The sequence below is a fragment of the Citrobacter sp. Ca225 genome (assembly GCF_030337175.1).
Taxonomy (GTDB): domain Bacteria; phylum Pseudomonadota; class Gammaproteobacteria; order Enterobacterales; family Enterobacteriaceae; genus Citrobacter_A; species Citrobacter_A amalonaticus.
On sequence record NZ_JAOWCD010000100.1, the window covers coordinates 193,478 to 209,262 of the forward strand.

16 protein-coding genes and 1 pseudogene are annotated in these 15,785 nt (G+C 51.2%); 12 read left to right on the plus strand and 5 right to left on the minus strand.

What is annotated here, in order from left to right:
• The first annotated feature begins 29 nt into the window (after positions 1 to 29).
• From ansA to yajD, 4 genes are all read left to right on the plus strand, one after another.
• Entirely contained in the window at positions 30 to 1,046 is a 1,017-nt protein-coding gene (ansA, locus tag OGW13_RS21625; RefSeq protein WP_043000916.1) for an asparaginase, read from the plus strand.
• 10 nt (positions 1,047 to 1,056) lie between these two features.
• Positions 1,057 to 1,698 (plus strand): bifunctional nicotinamidase/pyrazinamidase, encoded by a 642-nt coding sequence (pncA, locus tag OGW13_RS21630; RefSeq protein ID WP_156595304.1) that lies wholly within the window; start codon positions 1,057 to 1,059, stop codon positions 1,696 to 1,698.
• Between the two features lie 183 nt (positions 1,699 to 1,881).
• Positions 1,882 to 3,135: a chitinase ChiD gene (gene chiD / locus OGW13_RS21635; protein WP_248382191.1), complete on the plus strand. Its 1,254-nt coding sequence runs from the start codon at positions 1,882 to 1,884 to the stop codon at positions 3,133 to 3,135.
• A gap of 165 nt (positions 3,136 to 3,300) precedes the next feature.
• On the plus strand, positions 3,301 to 3,645 hold the full coding sequence (gene yajD, locus OGW13_RS21640; RefSeq protein WP_042319478.1) for an HNH nuclease YajD: 345 nt from the start codon (positions 3,301 to 3,303) through the stop codon (positions 3,643 to 3,645).
• 54 nt (positions 3,646 to 3,699) lie between these two features.
• Here the strand turns inward: yajD and OGW13_RS21645 are convergent, their stop codons facing one another.
• Together OGW13_RS21645 and msrB are read right to left on the minus strand one after the other, a co-directional pair.
• Positions 3,700 to 3,975 carry a YeaC family protein gene (locus OGW13_RS21645; RefSeq protein WP_043000919.1) on the minus strand — a complete coding sequence of 92 codons (276 nt, stop codon included), beginning with the start codon at positions 3,973 to 3,975 and terminating at the stop codon, positions 3,700 to 3,702.
• 41 nt (positions 3,976 to 4,016) lie between these two features.
• The gene (gene msrB / locus OGW13_RS21650; protein WP_043000920.1) at positions 4,017 to 4,430 is read right to left on the minus strand and encodes a peptide-methionine (R)-S-oxide reductase MsrB; all 414 of its coding nucleotides are present in this window, start codon (positions 4,428 to 4,430) and stop codon (positions 4,017 to 4,019) included.
• A 343-nt stretch (positions 4,431 to 4,773) separates the two neighbouring features.
• On the opposite strand from msrB, the gene gapA reads away from it, so the two are divergent.
• Both gapA and OGW13_RS21660 read left to right on the plus strand, forming a co-directional pair.
• Entirely contained in the window at positions 4,774 to 5,769 is a 996-nt protein-coding gene (gene gapA, locus OGW13_RS21655) for a glyceraldehyde-3-phosphate dehydrogenase (RefSeq protein WP_043000921.1), read from the plus strand.
• An 85-nt stretch (positions 5,770 to 5,854) separates the two neighbouring features.
• On the plus strand, positions 5,855 to 6,739 hold the full coding sequence (locus OGW13_RS21660) for a D-hexose-6-phosphate mutarotase (RefSeq protein WP_090049964.1): 885 nt from the start codon (positions 5,855 to 5,857) through the stop codon (positions 6,737 to 6,739).
• Between the two features lie 106 nt (positions 6,740 to 6,845).
• Here the strand turns inward: OGW13_RS21660 and OGW13_RS21665 are convergent, their stop codons facing one another.
• Complete coding sequence (locus OGW13_RS21665) at positions 6,846 to 7,700, minus strand: aldo/keto reductase (protein ID WP_287116465.1); 855 nt, start codon at positions 7,698 to 7,700, stop codon at positions 6,846 to 6,848.
• A 250-nt stretch (positions 7,701 to 7,950) separates the two neighbouring features.
• Between OGW13_RS21665 and OGW13_RS21670 the strand changes: the two are divergent.
• Both OGW13_RS21670 and OGW13_RS21675 read left to right on the plus strand, forming a co-directional pair.
• Positions 7,951 to 8,304 (plus strand): annotated as a pseudogene (locus OGW13_RS21670) (hypothetical protein).
• A complete protein-coding gene (locus OGW13_RS21675; protein ID WP_044328180.1) occupies positions 8,304 to 8,807 on the plus strand; it encodes a YqhG/Tai3 family protein in 504 nt (167 codons plus the stop codon). Before OGW13_RS21670 ends, OGW13_RS21675 begins: the two are co-directional and overlap by 1 nt.
• Positions 8,808 to 8,875: 68 nt before the next feature.
• On the opposite strand, the gene OGW13_RS21680 is transcribed toward OGW13_RS21675, so the two are convergent.
• On the minus strand, positions 8,876 to 9,622 hold the full coding sequence (locus tag OGW13_RS21680; protein ID WP_043000925.1) for a MipA/OmpV family protein: 747 nt from the start codon (positions 9,620 to 9,622) through the stop codon (positions 8,876 to 8,878).
• Positions 9,623 to 10,066: 444 nt separating this feature from the next.
• On the opposite strand from OGW13_RS21680, the gene yeaG reads away from it, so the two are divergent.
• The 4 genes from yeaG (at position 10,067) to OGW13_RS21700 (ending at position 15,662) form a co-directional block, all read left to right on the plus strand.
• Positions 10,067 to 12,001: a protein kinase YeaG gene (gene yeaG, locus OGW13_RS21685; protein WP_043000926.1), complete on the plus strand. Its 1,935-nt coding sequence runs from the start codon at positions 10,067 to 10,069 to the stop codon at positions 11,999 to 12,001.
• Between the two features lie 205 nt (positions 12,002 to 12,206).
• The gene (locus OGW13_RS21690) at positions 12,207 to 13,490 is read left to right on the plus strand and encodes a YeaH/YhbH family protein (RefSeq protein WP_287116466.1); all 1,284 of its coding nucleotides are present in this window, start codon (positions 12,207 to 12,209) and stop codon (positions 13,488 to 13,490) included.
• A gap of 137 nt (positions 13,491 to 13,627) precedes the next feature.
• Positions 13,628 to 15,118 (plus strand): diguanylate cyclase DgcJ, encoded by a 1,491-nt coding sequence (gene dgcJ, locus OGW13_RS21695; RefSeq protein ID WP_287116500.1) that lies wholly within the window; start codon positions 13,628 to 13,630, stop codon positions 15,116 to 15,118.
• Between the two features lie 40 nt (positions 15,119 to 15,158).
• Complete coding sequence (locus tag OGW13_RS21700) at positions 15,159 to 15,662, plus strand: YbaK/prolyl-tRNA synthetase associated domain-containing protein (RefSeq protein ID WP_142765062.1); 504 nt, start codon at positions 15,159 to 15,161, stop codon at positions 15,660 to 15,662.
• A gap of 4 nt (positions 15,663 to 15,666) precedes the next feature.
• On the opposite strand, the gene yoaI is transcribed toward OGW13_RS21700, so the two are convergent.
• A complete protein-coding gene (gene yoaI, locus OGW13_RS21705; RefSeq protein WP_086512617.1) occupies positions 15,667 to 15,771 on the minus strand; it encodes a small membrane protein YoaI in 105 nt (34 codons plus the stop codon).
• Positions 15,772 to 15,785: the final 14 nt, after the last annotated feature.

A 15,785-nucleotide genomic window follows, 5' to 3' on the forward strand; every position in this document is an offset into this window, starting at 1 on the left:
GCTTTTCTCTGAGCGACAAGATACTAGCCATGCAGAAGAAATCGATTTACGTTGCCTATACCGGCGGGACCATTGGTATGCAGCGCTCCGAACAGGGTTACATTCCGGTCTCCGGACACCTTCAGCGCCAGCTGGCGCTGATGCCTGAATTCCATCGTCCTGAAATGCCCGACTTCACCATTCATGAATATGCCCCGCTGATGGATTCGTCAGATATGACGCCGGAAGACTGGCAGCATATCGCCGATGACATCAAAACCCATTACGATGAGTACGATGGTTTTGTGATCCTACATGGTACCGACACCATGGCGTTTACCGCCTCTGCGCTCTCGTTCATGCTGGAGAATTTAGGTAAACCGGTGATTGTGACAGGGTCACAAATCCCGCTGGCCGAGCTGCGTTCTGACGGACAAATCAATCTTCTCAACGCGCTTTACGTCGCGGCAAATTATCCGATCAACGAAGTCACGCTGTTTTTTAACAACCGTCTGTTTCGCGGCAACCGCACGACAAAAGCGCATGCCGACGGTTTTGACGCTTTCGCCTCCCCTAACCTCCAGCCGCTGCTGGAAGCGGGTATCCACATCCGCCGTCTGGGGACGCCGCTGGCTCCCCGTAGTGAAGGCGAGCTGATTGTTCACCCGATCACGCCACAACCCATTGGGGTCGTCACCATTTATCCGGGGATCTCCGCCGATGTGGTGCGCAACTTCCTGCGCCAGCCGGTAAAAGCGCTGATTCTGCGTTCCTACGGCGTCGGCAATGCGCCGCAGAATAAAGAGTTTCTGAAAGAACTTAGCGAAGCCAGCGAACGCGGCATCGTGGTTGTGAACCTCACGCAGTGCATGTCGGGGAAAGTGAACATGGGCGGTTATGCCACTGGCAATGCTCTGGCGCATGCTGGCGTCGTTGGCGGTGCTGATATGACCGTAGAAGCAACCCTGACCAAACTGCATTATCTGCTCAGCAAAGGGCTGGATACGGATGCGATTCGCGAGGCGATGACGCAAAACCTGCGTGGCGAACTCACGCCGGACGACTAAGGAGGATCGAATGACACACCGTGCGCTGTTACTGGTCGATTTACAAAACGATTTCTGCGCCGGCGGCGCGCTGGCGGTCCCGGAGGGCGACAGCACCGTTGATATCGCAAACCAGCTGATTGCAGGGTGCCAGACCCGCGGTGATGCGGTCCTCGCAAGCCAGGACTGGCACCCTGCGAACCACGGGAGCTTCGCCAGTCAGCATCGGGCAGAACCTTACAGCCAGGGTCAACTCGACGGCTTGCCGCAAACCTTCTGGCCCGATCACTGCGTGCAGAATACGGACGGCGCGGCGTTTCATCCGTTGCTGAACCGCAAGGCAATAGAGGCCGTTTTTCATAAGGGCGAGAATCCGCTGGTCGACAGCTACAGCGCTTTTTTTGATAACGGACGTCGGCAGACAACCGGACTCGACGCGTGGCTTCGCCAGCATGACGTGAATGAACTGATCGTCATGGGGCTGGCCACCGACTATTGTGTCAGGTTTACGGTGCTGGATGCGCTGCAACTGGGCTATACGGTGAATGTCATTACCGATGGCTGTCGCGGCGTGAACATTCAGCCACAGGACAGTGCCCATGCCTTTATGGAGATGGCAGCAGCAGGCGCTACGTTGTATACCCTCGCTGACTGGGAAGAAACTCAGCGCTAAACCTCTCGCCGGATGACGACCTGCCTTGTCATCCGGCGAAAAATCTTTTCCCTTCCGTCACATAAAATAAACCGAAACCAGCAGTGACGCTGCGCAGGTGCTACGCTTTGATGGCTGTTTTTTCGCCACGCCATTTCCGTGGCGTGTTTGCTTTTCATTTTTTAATGTCAAAGAGGATTAGCCATGAAACGTTTGCCTTTGTTGGCAGCATTACCCTTGCTTTGCGCATCTGTCGCGTCTGGCAGTTCTATGATGTCCGTCGGCTACTTCAATGGCGGCGGAGATGTCACCGCCGGACCCGGTGGCGATATCAACACCCTGGATGTCCGCCAGATTACCCACCTGAACTACTCATTCGGCCTGATTTACAACGCTGAGAAAGACGAAACCAACGCCGCGCTGAAAGATACGACGAAATTGCATCAGATCTGGCTATCGCCAAAAGTGGAGTCTGACCTTGCCCTGATCCCGATACTGCGTAAACAGAACCCACAGTTGAAAGTCCTGCTTTCTGTTGGCGGCTGGGGCGCACGCGGATTCTCAGGCGCTGCCGCAACACCGAAAACGCGTGCGGTGTTTATTCAGTCTGCGCTGGAGATCATGCAGAAATACGGCCTCGACGGTATCGATCTGGACTGGGAATATCCGGTTAACGGCGCCTGGGGACTGGTCGCCAGTCAGCCAGCCGACCGCGAGAACTTCACGCTGCTGCTGAAAGAACTGCGTCAGGCAGTCGGCAATCAGAAACTGGTGACCATTGCCGTCGGGGCGAATGCGGAAAGTCCAAAAAGCTGGGTGGACGTAAAAGCGATTGCACCGCTGCTCGACTACATCAATCTGATGACCTATGACATGGCTTACGGAACGCAGTATTTCAACGCCAACCTGTATGATTCTAAAGACTGGCCAACCGTCGCGGCGGCCGATAAATACAGCGTCGACTTTGTGGTCAACAACTACCTCGCCGCCGGACTGAAGCCCCGGCAGATGAATCTGGGGATCGGTTTTTATGGCCGTGTTCCCAAACGTTCTGTCGAGCCCGGAATTGACTGGACAAAACCGGACGCGCAAAAAAATCCCGTCACGCAACCCTACTTTGGTGAGCAGGAAATCGCGTTGTTTAAATCACTGGGTGTCGATTTGACCAAGGACACCTACGTGAAATACCACGACATCGCCAAAATGTTTCTTAACGATCCGCAGAAACGATTTACCGAGCACTGGGACGATCAGGCAAAAGTGCCATGGCTGTCCGTTCAGTCTGCTGACGGTAAGCGGCTGTTTGCCCTCTCGTATGAGAATCCCCGCTCGGTGGCAATCAAAGCAGATTACATCAAGAAGCGCGGACTGGCGGGCGCGATGTTCTGGGAATACGGCGCGGACGACCATAACCAGCTTGCAAAACAACTGGCGGAATCCTTAAGCATTGCGCACTAAGCCCCGTTCATGATTAAAAATGCCCTGCATGTCCGCATGGGGCATTTTTTTCGTAAGCGGTGGGATGAGGTGTGTCACACGAAACGGGATCGGTTATGATGGCCCCAACCCGTTGCGTCAGCGTTTGACGCATCGTTTCATTTTCAACAGGAGGCATGGGATTGTATGGCTTTTATCCCTAAAAATTACGCCCGTCTGGAAGTAGGTTACCGGGAAAAGGCGCTGAAACTTTTCCCGTGGGTCTGCGGCCGCTGCTCCCGCGAGTTTGTTTACTCAAACCTTCGCGAACTGACGGTGCACCATATCGATCACGATCATTCCAATAACCCGGAAGATGGCAGCAACTGGGAAATGTTGTGCCTGTACTGCCACGATCATGAGCATTCCAAATATACGGAAGCCGACCAGTATGGTTCCACGGTTGTAGCGGGCGAGGATGCGCAAAAGAGCGTCGGCGAAGCCACGTACAACCCTTTCGCAGACCTGAAAGCCATGCTGAATAAAAAATAATCCGCCGCGTTAGCCCAGCAGAGCGACAGAATGCCGGGCTTCCACGGTGCGCTATCAGGATTTGAACGTCGCAATTGGTTCTGGCGTGATGCCGAAATCCACTTTCAGCTGCTGTTTGCTCTTCATCACCATCTGCCCATTGGTGTCGATCGTCATATGTTGCGCATCCGTATTGTGGCGCGCCTGCCAGAGCATCACCAGTTGCAGACTATTATCTTTTTGCTCCGGGGTCAGCGCGACGCCGTCCGGCCATTTTCCCAGTTCAACGGCGGTGGATAAACGCTGATACACTTCCGGCGTCATGCTGTTAATTATCTCATCAAGATTCATGATAAGTCCGCTCCTATGGAATAATTTGCTGAATCGTTTTTTCAACCTTTCGTCTGGGCACCGTTTTCGTCGTCGATGAAGCTCAGAGAAGCTGAATTGACACAGTAACGTTCGCCGGTGGGTTGCGGACCATCGGGGAAGACATGCCCCAGGTGCGCATCGCAGTTTCCACAGCGAATTTCAATGCGTTGCATACCGTGTGAAAAGTCCTTGATGTAACGAATCGACTCTTCACTTACCGGCTCGTAGAAGCTCGGCCAGCCACAGCCGGAATCGTATTTGGACTGGGAGGTAAACAGCGGCGCATCGCAGATCAAACAATGATAGACGCCGTCACGTTTGTTATGCAGTAACTGCCCGGTAAACGGCGGTTCTGTACCGTGATTCTGCGTCACGTAGAACTGCATTTCAGACAGGTTTTTTTTCAGATCTTCTGCAGAAGGTTTGTTCGCCATTTTGCTCACATCTCACTTTTCATGACGCTGACATTGCGCGACAGATTCTAACAAAACATTAACACCTGAGTGCAGACTTTTGTTCTAAACTTGATCCTTGCGAAATGGCAGCTTGTGAATCGTGATGCGAATCACATTTTTATCTCAGTTGCCCTTTAAAATTCGGGGCGCCGCCCCCATATGGTTTCAAGCCCAATGGAAGAGTGAGGCGAGTCAGCCGTGCAAAGCTTGTACAGAGGATTGATTTGTCGCAATGATTGACACGATTCCGCTTGACGCTGCGTAAGGTTTTTGTAATTTTACAGGCAACCTTTTATTCACTAACAAATAGCTGGTGGAATATATGACTATCAAAGTAGGTATCAACGGTTTTGGCCGTATCGGTCGCATTGTTTTCCGTGCTGCTCAGAAACGTTCTGACATCGAGATCGTTGCAATCAACGACCTGTTAGACGCTGATTACATGGCTTACATGCTGAAATATGACTCCACTCACGGCCGTTTCGACGGTACCGTTGAAGTGAAAGACGGTCATCTGATCGTTAACGGTAAAAAAATCCGTGTTACCGCTGAACGCGATCCGGCTAACCTGAAATGGGACGAAGTTGGTGTTGACGTAGTAGCTGAAGCGACCGGTATCTTCCTGACCGACGAGACTGCTCGTAAGCACATCACTGCTGGCGCGAAAAAAGTCGTACTGACTGGTCCGTCCAAAGATAACACTCCGATGTTTGTTAAAGGCGCTAACTTTGACAAATATGCTGGCCAGGACATCGTTTCCAACGCATCCTGCACCACCAACTGCCTGGCTCCGCTGGCTAAAGTCATCAACGACAACTTCGGCATCATCGAAGGTCTGATGACCACTGTTCACGCAACCACCGCTACTCAGAAAACCGTTGATGGCCCGTCTCACAAAGACTGGCGTGGCGGCCGTGGCGCGGCTCAGAACATCATCCCGTCCTCTACCGGTGCAGCTAAAGCTGTAGGTAAAGTACTGCCAGAACTGAATGGCAAACTGACTGGTATGGCGTTCCGTGTTCCGACTCCGAACGTATCCGTTGTTGACCTGACCGTTCGTCTGGAAAAAGCGGCTTCTTACGAAGACATTAAGAAAGCCATCAAAGCAGCTTCCGAAGGCCCGATGAAAGGCGTTCTGGGTTACACCGAAGACGACGTTGTATCTACCGATTTCAACGGCGAAGTTTGCACTTCCGTGTTCGATGCTAAAGCAGGTATCGCTCTGAACGACAACTTCGTGAAACTGGTCTCCTGGTACGACAACGAAACCGGTTATTCCAACAAAGTTCTGGACCTGATCGCTCACATCTCCAAATAAGTTGAGATGAGAAACTGATCCAAAAAGGCGACTTCGGTCGCCTTTTTTTATGGCTTTTCGCTACGGTTGAATCAAGGATTGCATCATGATTAATAAAATTTTTGCACTTCCAGTCATTGAACATATTACCCCTGTCCTCTCCCGCCGTCAGCTTGACGAGCTGGACCTGATCGTCGTCGACCACCCGCAGGTAAAAGCGTCTTTTGCGTTACAGGGCGCGCACCTACTCTCCTGGAAACCAGCCGGAGAAGAAGAGGTTCTGTGGCTGAGCAACAACACTCCGTTTAAAAATGGCATCGCGCTGCGCGGCGGCGTGCCGATTTGCTGGCCGTGGTTTGGTCCGGCGGCACAGCAAGGACTGCCTTCTCACGGCTTTGCCCGTAACCTGCCGTGGACGCTGAAAGCGCATAATGAAGACGACAACGGCGCAGTGCTGACGTTTGAACTGCAAAACACTGAAGAGACACTGAAACTGTGGCCACATGATTTCACCCTGCTGGCGCGCTTTAAAGTAGGCAAAACCTGTGAGATTGAGCTTGAAGCGCACGGTGAATTTGAAACGACCTCTGCGCTGCATACCTATTTCAACGTTGGCGATATCGCGACGGTGAAAGTCAGCGGCCTGGGCGATCGTTTCATCGATAAAGTGAATGATGCGAAAGAAGACGTCCTGACTGATGGCGTACAGGCGTTTCCGGATCGTACTGACCGTGTCTATCTGAACCCGGAAGCCTGCAGCGTGATTCACGATGCCGCACTGAACCGTAACATCGACGTTGTACATCATCACCACCTCAACGTGGTCGGCTGGAACCCTGGCCCGGCGCTGTCTGTGAGCATGGGCGATATGCCGGATGATGGCTATAAAACCTTTGTGTGCGTAGAAACGGCGTATGCCACCGCCGCACAGAAGGCCACCGAAGAAAAGCCTTCTCGCCTGGCGCAAACCATTCGCGTTGCGAAGCGCTAAGCATGATTGTGGTTGAGATGTCACAGGCCTGACAGGTCGTCATCTGGCATTGTTTGCCGGATGGCGATGCCAGCGCATCTTATCCGGCCAACGAGTCAAAACCTCATCAGACCATATCCAGCGCCGTTTTGCCTCTCGGCGCGGGATACGCCTTATCCAGTGCGGCGAGTTCCTGAGCGGAAAGCGTGATGCTCAGCGCCGCCGCATTTTGCTGTACATGCTCCACACTTGCCGCTTTTGGAATCGCCATCACTCCGTGATGACTGATGGCCCACGCCAGCAGGATCTGCGCAACTGATGCATTGTGCGCATGCGCAATCTCATTGACCACCGGATGATTCAATAAACCGCTGCGTAAACGTCCGGCCTGCGCCAACGGGCTGTAAGCCATTACGGGAAGCTGATGTTGCTGACACCACGGTAATAAATCGTATTCAATGCCGCGTGAAGCCAGATGATACAGCACCTGATTGGTCGCACACTGCCTGCCGCCCGGAATCTGCCACAGCGCCTGCATATCGTCGACGTCAAGATTGGACACTCCCCAGCGACGAATTTTACCCTGAGCCATCAGAGTTTCCATCGCCTTGACCGTCTCGGCGAAGGAGAAATTGCCTGACCAGTGCAATAAATAGAGATCCAGATAGTCGGTTTTCAGACGACGCAGACTGGCCTCACAGGCGGCAATCGCTTTTTGCCCACCCGCGTTCCATGGGTAAACCTTCGACACCAGGAACACGTGTTCACGCAGTCCGTTGAGCGCCTCACCGACCACCTCTTCCGCTCCGCCATCGGCATACATTTCAGCGGTATCGATGAGCGTTAGCCCCAGATCCACGCCCGCGCGAAGTGCAGACACTTCCGCCCGGCGGTGACCGGCATTTTCACCCATGTACCATGTCCCCTGCCCGATCGCAGGTAGAACAACTCCACCAGCGAAGACAACCTGTTTATCTGTCATCACGTTCTCCTTAGTTGTGCACCACCGTAATGCAAAACAGGGCGCAAGTGCCCTGTTTTGATGCACAGATTGCACTCTCAGGGCTCAGTTAAAACTTAGGCATATTCACACTTCCAGGGAAGCGCAATTTATGTTGGACAATATTTTTCAGGAGCATCCCTATAATACCACCCGGCACAAAATGACTAACCCTGCTAATTAATAAAGGTGTCTATTGGTTATTCCACATGTTTACTATGGATAATACTTTATGGGATGGAATACCAGGAATGCTGGAAACTGGGCAAAAAACCACGCCGAACCGGGTCCAACCAATAACTGCGCAACATACGTGCGTAGAGCAATTCAGGCGGGCGGAGTTATTGTGACCAATACACATAATGCTAAAGATTACGGCTCGATGCTGGAGGCGGCTGGCTTTAGAAAAATTACACCGACACACGACGTTGGCGTTATCCAGCCATAAAAAGGCGGACATGCCGCTGGCCACATGGCGATATTCGATGGTCAGGACTGGTACTCTGACTTCAAACAAAGGGACTTCTGGGGAGGACCTGGCTATCGCTCATCGAAACCGCCTTATCAAATGTACAGGAAAAAGTAATGCGCCTCTTTTTTGTCGTATCCATGGTGTATTTACTCGCGTCCTGCGTTTCAGGAGGCGATGATGCCGAAAAACGCGTAGCTGATTTTTATCGCTACTATTTACCTGTTTTTGCCAATAGCCCCGGCAAAATAAAGCCAGATCCTGAGAAAATGCATGATTACGTCTCCCGCGAAACGTTAATTCAACTTGATGTTATTTCACATATTTATGAACAAGAAATCATCGACACTGACTATTATACGTACGCGCAGGACTATTCGGTCGACTGGATCCCTTTATTGAAGGTGGGCAAAGCACAAGACGTTGACGGTAGTCAATACGTTACGGTTTGGCTTGGATGCGAAAACGACAGAACCTATCAGATAGGCGTCTATCTGAAGAAAGAAGATCGGAGATGGAAAATCTACAGAGTCAAAAACATCACCGATGGCTATGAGCACTTTATATTTGACAGGCAGTCTATTGAAAAAGCAAAGCAACATGCCAAAGAGGTCGAATGACTCAGTGACAAAAAAGCCCGCGCTGCGGGCTTTGTGGCTTTTATCGATTGCACTGTGATAACGCACAATCAGAACTTATAGGTGATCCCGGTTGAAATCAGGCCAGTCCAGGATTTGTCCACCATCGGGCTGTCGGTAATTTCATCAGACAGACGGGTGTAGCGTGCGGTACCGTAAACGCTCCAGTCACCGAGGAAGTTGTAGTTCGCGCTCAGTTCCAGGTACGGATTCCAGCTATCGTCCGGGTTGTAACCCCGCATACCACTGCGTGAGGATTCTTTACGTGACACGCCGTAGTAGTAGTCGTTCTGATTTTCACTATTCCACTCCACACCGATACCCGGCGTCAGGGTCAGGCCGCCGTTGGTATAGCGGTACAGCCAGGCCAGATCCCAGACGATGCCGTTACTGTTGTCCAGCGTATCCCCGGCGAGCGTGGTACGCAGGAAACCATATTCGGTATGGTGAGAGTATGATAAGCCCGCCATCATGGTGCTCTTACGCTTATCAAGACGACGCATCTGACGATCGTCGCTGTCACCCGGTTTGAAATACATCGGGGACCAGTAAGCGGTGATCGACAATTTGTCGGCGGCGTCGTTCCACAGGTAGTACCCACCACCCAGACCACGGAACCAGAAGTTATCGCCTTCGTAATTAATCACCGGAACCGGATAAACATCCGCGTCGTAATCTTTATATGGGTGTTCAACCACACCAACGCCAGCGCCAAGCGTCAGGTTGCTTTCAGCATGCACCACGGTAGCAGACGATGCGATTAACACGCCAAGTGCCAGAAGTTTGAGTTTGGTCACAATCCATCTTTCCTTTTTCAAATGTTCAGCGGCAAAAGTGTAACCGCCAATACGTTACAACCCAACCATTTTACAAATTAATGAAAGAATGTAACCGTCTAATTTTGCAGGCTGAGATGACACTTGGCTTACAGTGCGGTGAAAACGGTGTGATCTTCCACTGCATTATTTACATTTGCTATGCACTTTTTGCGGATGAGTTATTGATATGCCATTGAAAATCATTTGCGGGTGCATGCAAGTTTTGCAAATGCCATCTACGCTTTAGTTTAGAAGTTGTATCGCCGGGCACGTTGGTCTCACGCGGTGAAAGCTGGCATGAGAGTTGCTGTTTTTTTGATACGAGACAGTAAATGACGTCGTTCAGTCTACCTCTTCCGGGAGCCTCTACTATTCATATGAACGGCTCTTAACCTGTGCTAAAAAACGAAAGGACGGCATATCATGAATATATTCGATCACTATCGCCAGCGTTATGAAGCTGCCAAGGACGAAGAGTTCACACTGCAGGAGTTTCTTACCACTTGTCGGCAAGATCGCAGTGCTTATGCCAACGCGGCAGAACGGCTATTGATGGCTATTGGTGAGCCCGTCATGGTCGACACTGCCCAGGAACCCCGACTTTCTCGCCTCTTCTCGAACCGGGTCATTGCACGTTACCCGGCATTTGAAGAGTTTTACGGCATGGAAGACGCGATCGAACAGATTGTCTCTTATCTGAAACACGCGGCTCAGGGGCTGGAAGAGAAGAAACAGATCCTGTATCTGTTGGGGCCTGTAGGGGGCGGGAAGTCATCGCTTGCCGAACGACTGAAATCGTTGATGCAGCGTGTCCCGATTTATGTGCTGAGCGCCAACGGTGAACGCAGCCCGGTGAACGATCATCCGTTGTGCCTGTTTAATCCGCAAGAAGATACCCAGATTCTGGAAAAAGAGTACGGCATTCCGCGCCGTTATCTCGGCACCATTATGTCACCGTGGGCGGCCAAACGCCTGCATGAGTTTGGTGGAGATATCACCAAATTCCGCGTGGTGAAAGTGTGGCCGTCGATTCTTGCGCAAATCGCGATTGCCAAAACGGAACCGGGCGATGAGAACAACCAGGACATTTCCGCGCTGGTCGGGAAAGTGGATATTCGTAAACTCGAACACCACGCACAAAACGATCCGGACGCGTATGGCTATTCCGGCGCATTGTGCCGGGCCAACCAGGGGATCATGGAATTCGTCGAGATGTTCAAAGCACCGATTAAAGTGCTGCATCCGCTGCTGACCGCCACTCAGGAAGGTAACTACAACGGCACTGAGGGGATCTCCGCCCTGCCGTTTAACGGCATCATTCTCGCCCACTCGAACGAATCGGAATGGGTGACGTTCCGTAACAACAAAAACAACGAAGCCTTCCTCGACCGTGTTTACATCGTGAAGGTACCGTACTGCTTACGCATTTCCGAAGAGATTAAAATCTACGAGAAATTGCTCAACCACAGCGAACTGACGCATGCGCCGTGCGCGCCGGGAACGCTGGAAACGCTGGCACGTTTCTCGATTCTCTCCCGCCTGAAAGATCCGGAAAACTCGAGTATCTACTCGAAAATGCGCGTCTATGATGGTGAGAGTCTGAAAGATACCGATCCGAAAGCGAAGTCGTATCAGGAATACCGCGACTACTCCGGCGTCGATGAAGGGATGAATGGTCTGTCGACCCGTTTCGCGTTTAAAATTCTCTCGCGCGTCTTTAACTTTGATCATGTCGAAGTCGCTGCGAACCCGGTTCATCTGTTCTATGTACTGGAACAGCAGATCGAGCGCGAACAGTTCCCGCAGGAGCAAGCTGAGCGTTATCTCGAGTTCCTGAAAGGCTATCTGATCCCGAAATACGCCGAGTTTATTGGTAAAGAGATCCAGACCGCCTATCTCGAGTCCTACTCGGAATACGGACAGAATATTTTCGACCGTTATGTCACGTATGCCGACTTCTGGATTCAGGATCAGGAATACCGCGATCCGGATACCGGTCAGTTGTTTGACCGTGAATCGCTGAACGCGGAGCTGGAGAAAATTGAGAAACCGGCGGGGATCAGCAACCCGAAAGATTTCCGTAATGAAATCGTCAACTTTGTGCTGCGTGCGAGAGCGAACAACAGCGGACGAAATCCGAACTGGACCAGCTATGAAAAACTGCGCACGGTCATTGAGAAAAAAATGTTCTCCAATACCGAAGAGCTGCTGCCGGTCATTTCGTTCAATGCCAAAACCTCGACCGATGAGCAGAAGAAACACGACGACTTTGTCGACCGGATGATGGAGAAAGGCTACACCCGTAAACAGGTGCGTTTACTGTGCGAATGGTATCTGCGCGTACGTAAATCGTCTTAACAGCATAAATGACCCGGAAGATTTTCTCCGTTTACCGGGCAAATAGTTCGTTTGTACGCGAAATCATTCAAGGTGTATCAAGGCGGCAAATGAGTGAATCCCCAGGAGCGTACATAAGTACGTGACTGGGGTGAGCGAATGCAGCCAACGCCGGGATAACGTGAAGGATGAAGCGTAAAGTTGGCAAATGCAGTACGGGGGACATATGACCTGGTTCATTGACCGACGACTTAACGGCAAAAATAAGAGCACGGTTAACCGCCAGCGCTTTTTACGCCGTTATAAAGCACAAATTAAACAGTCGATCTCCGAGGCCATTAACAAGCGTTCGGTGACCGATGTAGACAGCGGTGAATCTGTCTCCATTCCGACGGAAGATATCAGCGAACCGATATTTCATCAGGGGCGCGGCGGCCTGCGCCATCGCGTTCACCCAGGTAACGACCATTTCGTACAAAATGACCGTATCGAGCGTCCGCAGGGCGGAGGCGGCGGTTCAGGTAGCGGACAGGGCCAGGCCAGTCAGGACGGTGAAGGCCAGGATGAATTCGTCTTTCAGATCTCTAAAGACGAATACCTTGATCTGCTTTTCGAAGACTTAGCGCTGCCTAACCTGAAGCAAAACCAGCAGCGCCAGCTTACTGAGTATAAAACGCACCGGGCGGGTTATACCGCCAACGGCGTTCCGGCTAATATCAGCGTCGTGCGTTCGCTGCAAAATTCTCTCGCCCGGCGCACGGCCATGACGGCCGGCAAACGACGCGAGTTACACGCGCTGGAACAGGATCTCGACACCATCAGCAAAAGCGAACCGGCGCAACTGCTGGAGGAGGAACGATTACGCAAAGAGATTGCTGAGCTGCGGGCCAAGATAGAACGCGTGCCGTTTATCGACACCTTCGACTTGCGCTACAAAAATTACGAGAAGCGTCCCGATCCGTCCAGCCAGGCGGTGATGTTCTGCCTGATGGACGTCTCCGGCTCCATGGATCAGTCGACAAAAGACATGGCCAAACGCTTTTATATTCTGCTCTACCTGTTTTTGAGCCGAACCTATAAGAATGTGGAAGTGGTCTATATTCGTCACCACACCCAGGCAAAAGAGGTCGATGAGCATGAGTTCTTCTACTCTCAGGAAACCGGGGGAACCATTGTTTCCAGCGCCCTGAAGTTGATGGATGACGTTGTGAAAGAACGTTACGATCCTGCGCAGTGGAACATCTACGCCGCACAGGCATCGGATGGGGATAACTGGGCAGATGACTCTCCGCTGTGCCATGAGATTCTGGCGAAGAAACTGCTGCCGGTGGTTCGTTACTACAGTTATATCGAAATTACCCGCCGCGCGCATCAAACCCTGTGGCGCGAATATGAACATCTGCAAGCCACGTTTGATAATTTTGCAATGCAACATATTCGCGATCAGGATGATATTTACCCGGTGTTCCGCGAACTTTTTCATAAACAAGGTGCCACCAGCACCAATTAAACGACAGCCAGCCAGGAAAATAATCTCCTGGCTGGTTCATTTCATGCCTTTTGCACTCCATATCCCCGCTGGCCGGTAGGTTGCACCTGTGACGTATGATAAAATAGATTATCTGACCTGGAGAGTTGTTGTTTATCATGAAATTGCCCCATAAAGCGCTCAGGCTCTTTATTTCCGCAAGCGTTGTCGTTTTGACATCTTCCTTTTTGATCTATGAACTTATTGCCAGCTATAAGTCAATGAATGGCTATATGCGCTATATCATCGAAAAAGCAGACTCCTCATTTCTGTATGATAAATACCAGAATCAGAGCATTGCCGCCCATCTGATGCGCACACTGGCAACACCCGAGAAAACGCTCCCGGCGGATACCCGACATACCCTTTGCCAGTCGTTTGAAAGTGTTAACTCGGTGTATGGTTTGAATCTGACGCAGCATAATTATCCCGCGCTCCACGGTACGTTACAAACCTCCATTGATGACTGTGCGCGTATCGCGGACGATGTGCTGTTGCTTCCTGCTTTTGATCAGGCCGTGAAGGTTAACCGGGAACAGGTTGATTATGGAAAAGGCCTCGCCACGTCAGAAGAGAAATTTCATTATTATCTGGATTTACAAAATCAATATATTTATTTCTATGATCCGATCAATACGCGTCAGTTTGCCATGCATCACTGGGCTTTTTTACAGAAAGGATCATTAGGTATTCATCAGGCCGATATTGATGAATTGTTTTCTGGACGTACTGTGCTGTCGAGTATCTATCAGGATGATCGTACCGAACTTAACGTGATGAGTTTTTTAACACCGGTCTATCTGCACGGTAAGTTAAAAGGCATCGTGATGGTGGATATTAATAAGCACAACTTGCAAAATATTGTTTTTACCCACGACCGCCCACTGGTCTGGCGTTATCTCAATGCCAGCGTCACCGATACCGACTCGAATAAGACGATTATTATTCATCAAAGCGAGAATAATCTTTTCCCGTACGTCAATTACATCAGCGATCTTCCTGGTGGTCTGCACGTCGAACTGTCACTCGATATCTTGTATTTCATTGTCTCGTCCTGGAAGCTGTTTCTGTTTTACCTTCTGGCAACTGCCCTGCTCCTCAATATGGTCCGGCTGCATTTTCGCCTTTACCATAATGTTACCCGTGAAAATATCAGCGATGCGATGACAGGCCTGTATAACCGTAAAATTTTAACCCCGACGCTTGAGCAGCGATTACAGCGTTTTGTCAGCACCGGAACGCCAGTGACCTTTATCGCTATCGATCTCGATAAGCTGAAGATGATTAACGATACGCAGGGACACCACGAGGGGGATCGGGCGATCACCTTACTGGCAAATGCGATTGAGGCGTCGGTGCGCAAAAGCGATTACGCCATCCGTCTGGGCGGCGATGAATTTTGCATCATTCTGGTGGACGCAGAGCCAGATATGGCGGCTCGTCTGCCGGAACGGATAGCCAACCACCTGCGGACCGTGGCACCTGAGAAGGATATTCGTTTTTCATCAGGCAGCTACAGCATGCAGCCGAACGATTCCCTGCAAGATGCCTACACCGCTTCTGACGAGCAGCTCTACCTCAACAAGCACCAAAATCGTCAGCGTTCATGATAATCTTTACCGTGTTTTTTCGCGCAAGCAGGAGTAAAAAATGAGCGAAATGGAGAAAGGCAGCGAAATCCATCAGCGTTTACTCGATTTATTGTCTCTGGAGGGCGCCCGTTATCGCGTCGTCAGCCATGAGGCTGTTGGGAAATGCGAGGCCGTATCAGAAATTCGGGGCACCGCACTGGGTCAGGGAGCAAAGGCGCTGGTCTGTAAAGTGAAAGGGAATGGGGTAAATCAGCATGTACTGGCTATTTTACCTGCCGACCAACAGGCCGATCTTGGTCAACTGGCGACGTATCTTGGCGGTCTGCGTGCGTCCCTTGCCAGCCCGGCAGAAGTGGACGAGCTCACCGGTTGCGTATTTGGCGCGATCCCGCCTTTCAGTTTTCATCCACAGTTAATGCTGGTCGCCGATCCGCTGCTGTTCGAACGTTATCGTGAAATCGCCTTTAACGCCGGCGTGCTCACGAAATCGATTATTCTCAATACTGACGATTATCTGCGTATTGCCCGGCCAGAGTTGGTGGCTTTTCACCGCATATCGTAAGCGTTCAGCTACCACGTTCGAGAATTAAAACAGAAATCACGATAACGGCGGCGATGGCGAAAAAGGATGAACTAATAATGAGCGTTTCAATAAACATCTGATCGTTCATGGCTACACCTCAAA

Bases quoted from the DNA above. Each gene is read 5' to 3' on its own strand.
- ansA (WP_043000916.1), top strand. From the start codon at position 30: ATGCAGAAGAAATCGATTTACGTTGCCTATACCGGCGGGACCATTGGT.
- pncA (WP_156595304.1), top strand. From the start codon at position 1,057: ATGACACACCGTGCGCTGTTACTGGTCGATTTACAAAACGATTTCTGC.
- chiD (WP_248382191.1), top strand. From the start codon at position 1,882: ATGAAACGTTTGCCTTTGTTGGCAGCATTACCCTTGCTTTGCGCATCT.
- yajD (WP_042319478.1), top strand. From the start codon at position 3,301: ATGGCTTTTATCCCTAAAAATTACGCCCGTCTGGAAGTAGGTTACCGG.
- OGW13_RS21645 (WP_043000919.1), bottom strand. From the start codon at position 3,975: ATGAATCTTGATGAGATAATTAACAGCATGACGCCGGAAGTGTATCAG.
- msrB (WP_043000920.1), bottom strand. From the start codon at position 4,430: ATGGCGAACAAACCTTCTGCAGAAGATCTGAAAAAAAACCTGTCTGAA.
- gapA (WP_043000921.1), top strand. From the start codon at position 4,774: ATGACTATCAAAGTAGGTATCAACGGTTTTGGCCGTATCGGTCGCATT.
- OGW13_RS21660 (WP_090049964.1), top strand. From the start codon at position 5,855: ATGATTAATAAAATTTTTGCACTTCCAGTCATTGAACATATTACCCCT.
- OGW13_RS21665 (WP_287116465.1), bottom strand. From the start codon at position 7,700: ATGACAGATAAACAGGTTGTCTTCGCTGGTGGAGTTGTTCTACCTGCG.
- OGW13_RS21675 (WP_044328180.1), top strand. From the start codon at position 8,304: ATGCGCCTCTTTTTTGTCGTATCCATGGTGTATTTACTCGCGTCCTGC.
- yeaG (WP_043000926.1), top strand. From the start codon at position 10,067: ATGAATATATTCGATCACTATCGCCAGCGTTATGAAGCTGCCAAGGAC.
- OGW13_RS21690 (WP_287116466.1), top strand. From the start codon at position 12,207: ATGACCTGGTTCATTGACCGACGACTTAACGGCAAAAATAAGAGCACG.
- dgcJ (WP_287116500.1), top strand. From the start codon at position 13,628: ATGAAATTGCCCCATAAAGCGCTCAGGCTCTTTATTTCCGCAAGCGTT.
- OGW13_RS21700 (WP_142765062.1), top strand. From the start codon at position 15,159: ATGAGCGAAATGGAGAAAGGCAGCGAAATCCATCAGCGTTTACTCGAT.
- yoaI (WP_086512617.1), bottom strand. From the start codon at position 15,771: ATGAACGATCAGATGTTTATTGAAACGCTCATTATTAGTTCATCCTTT.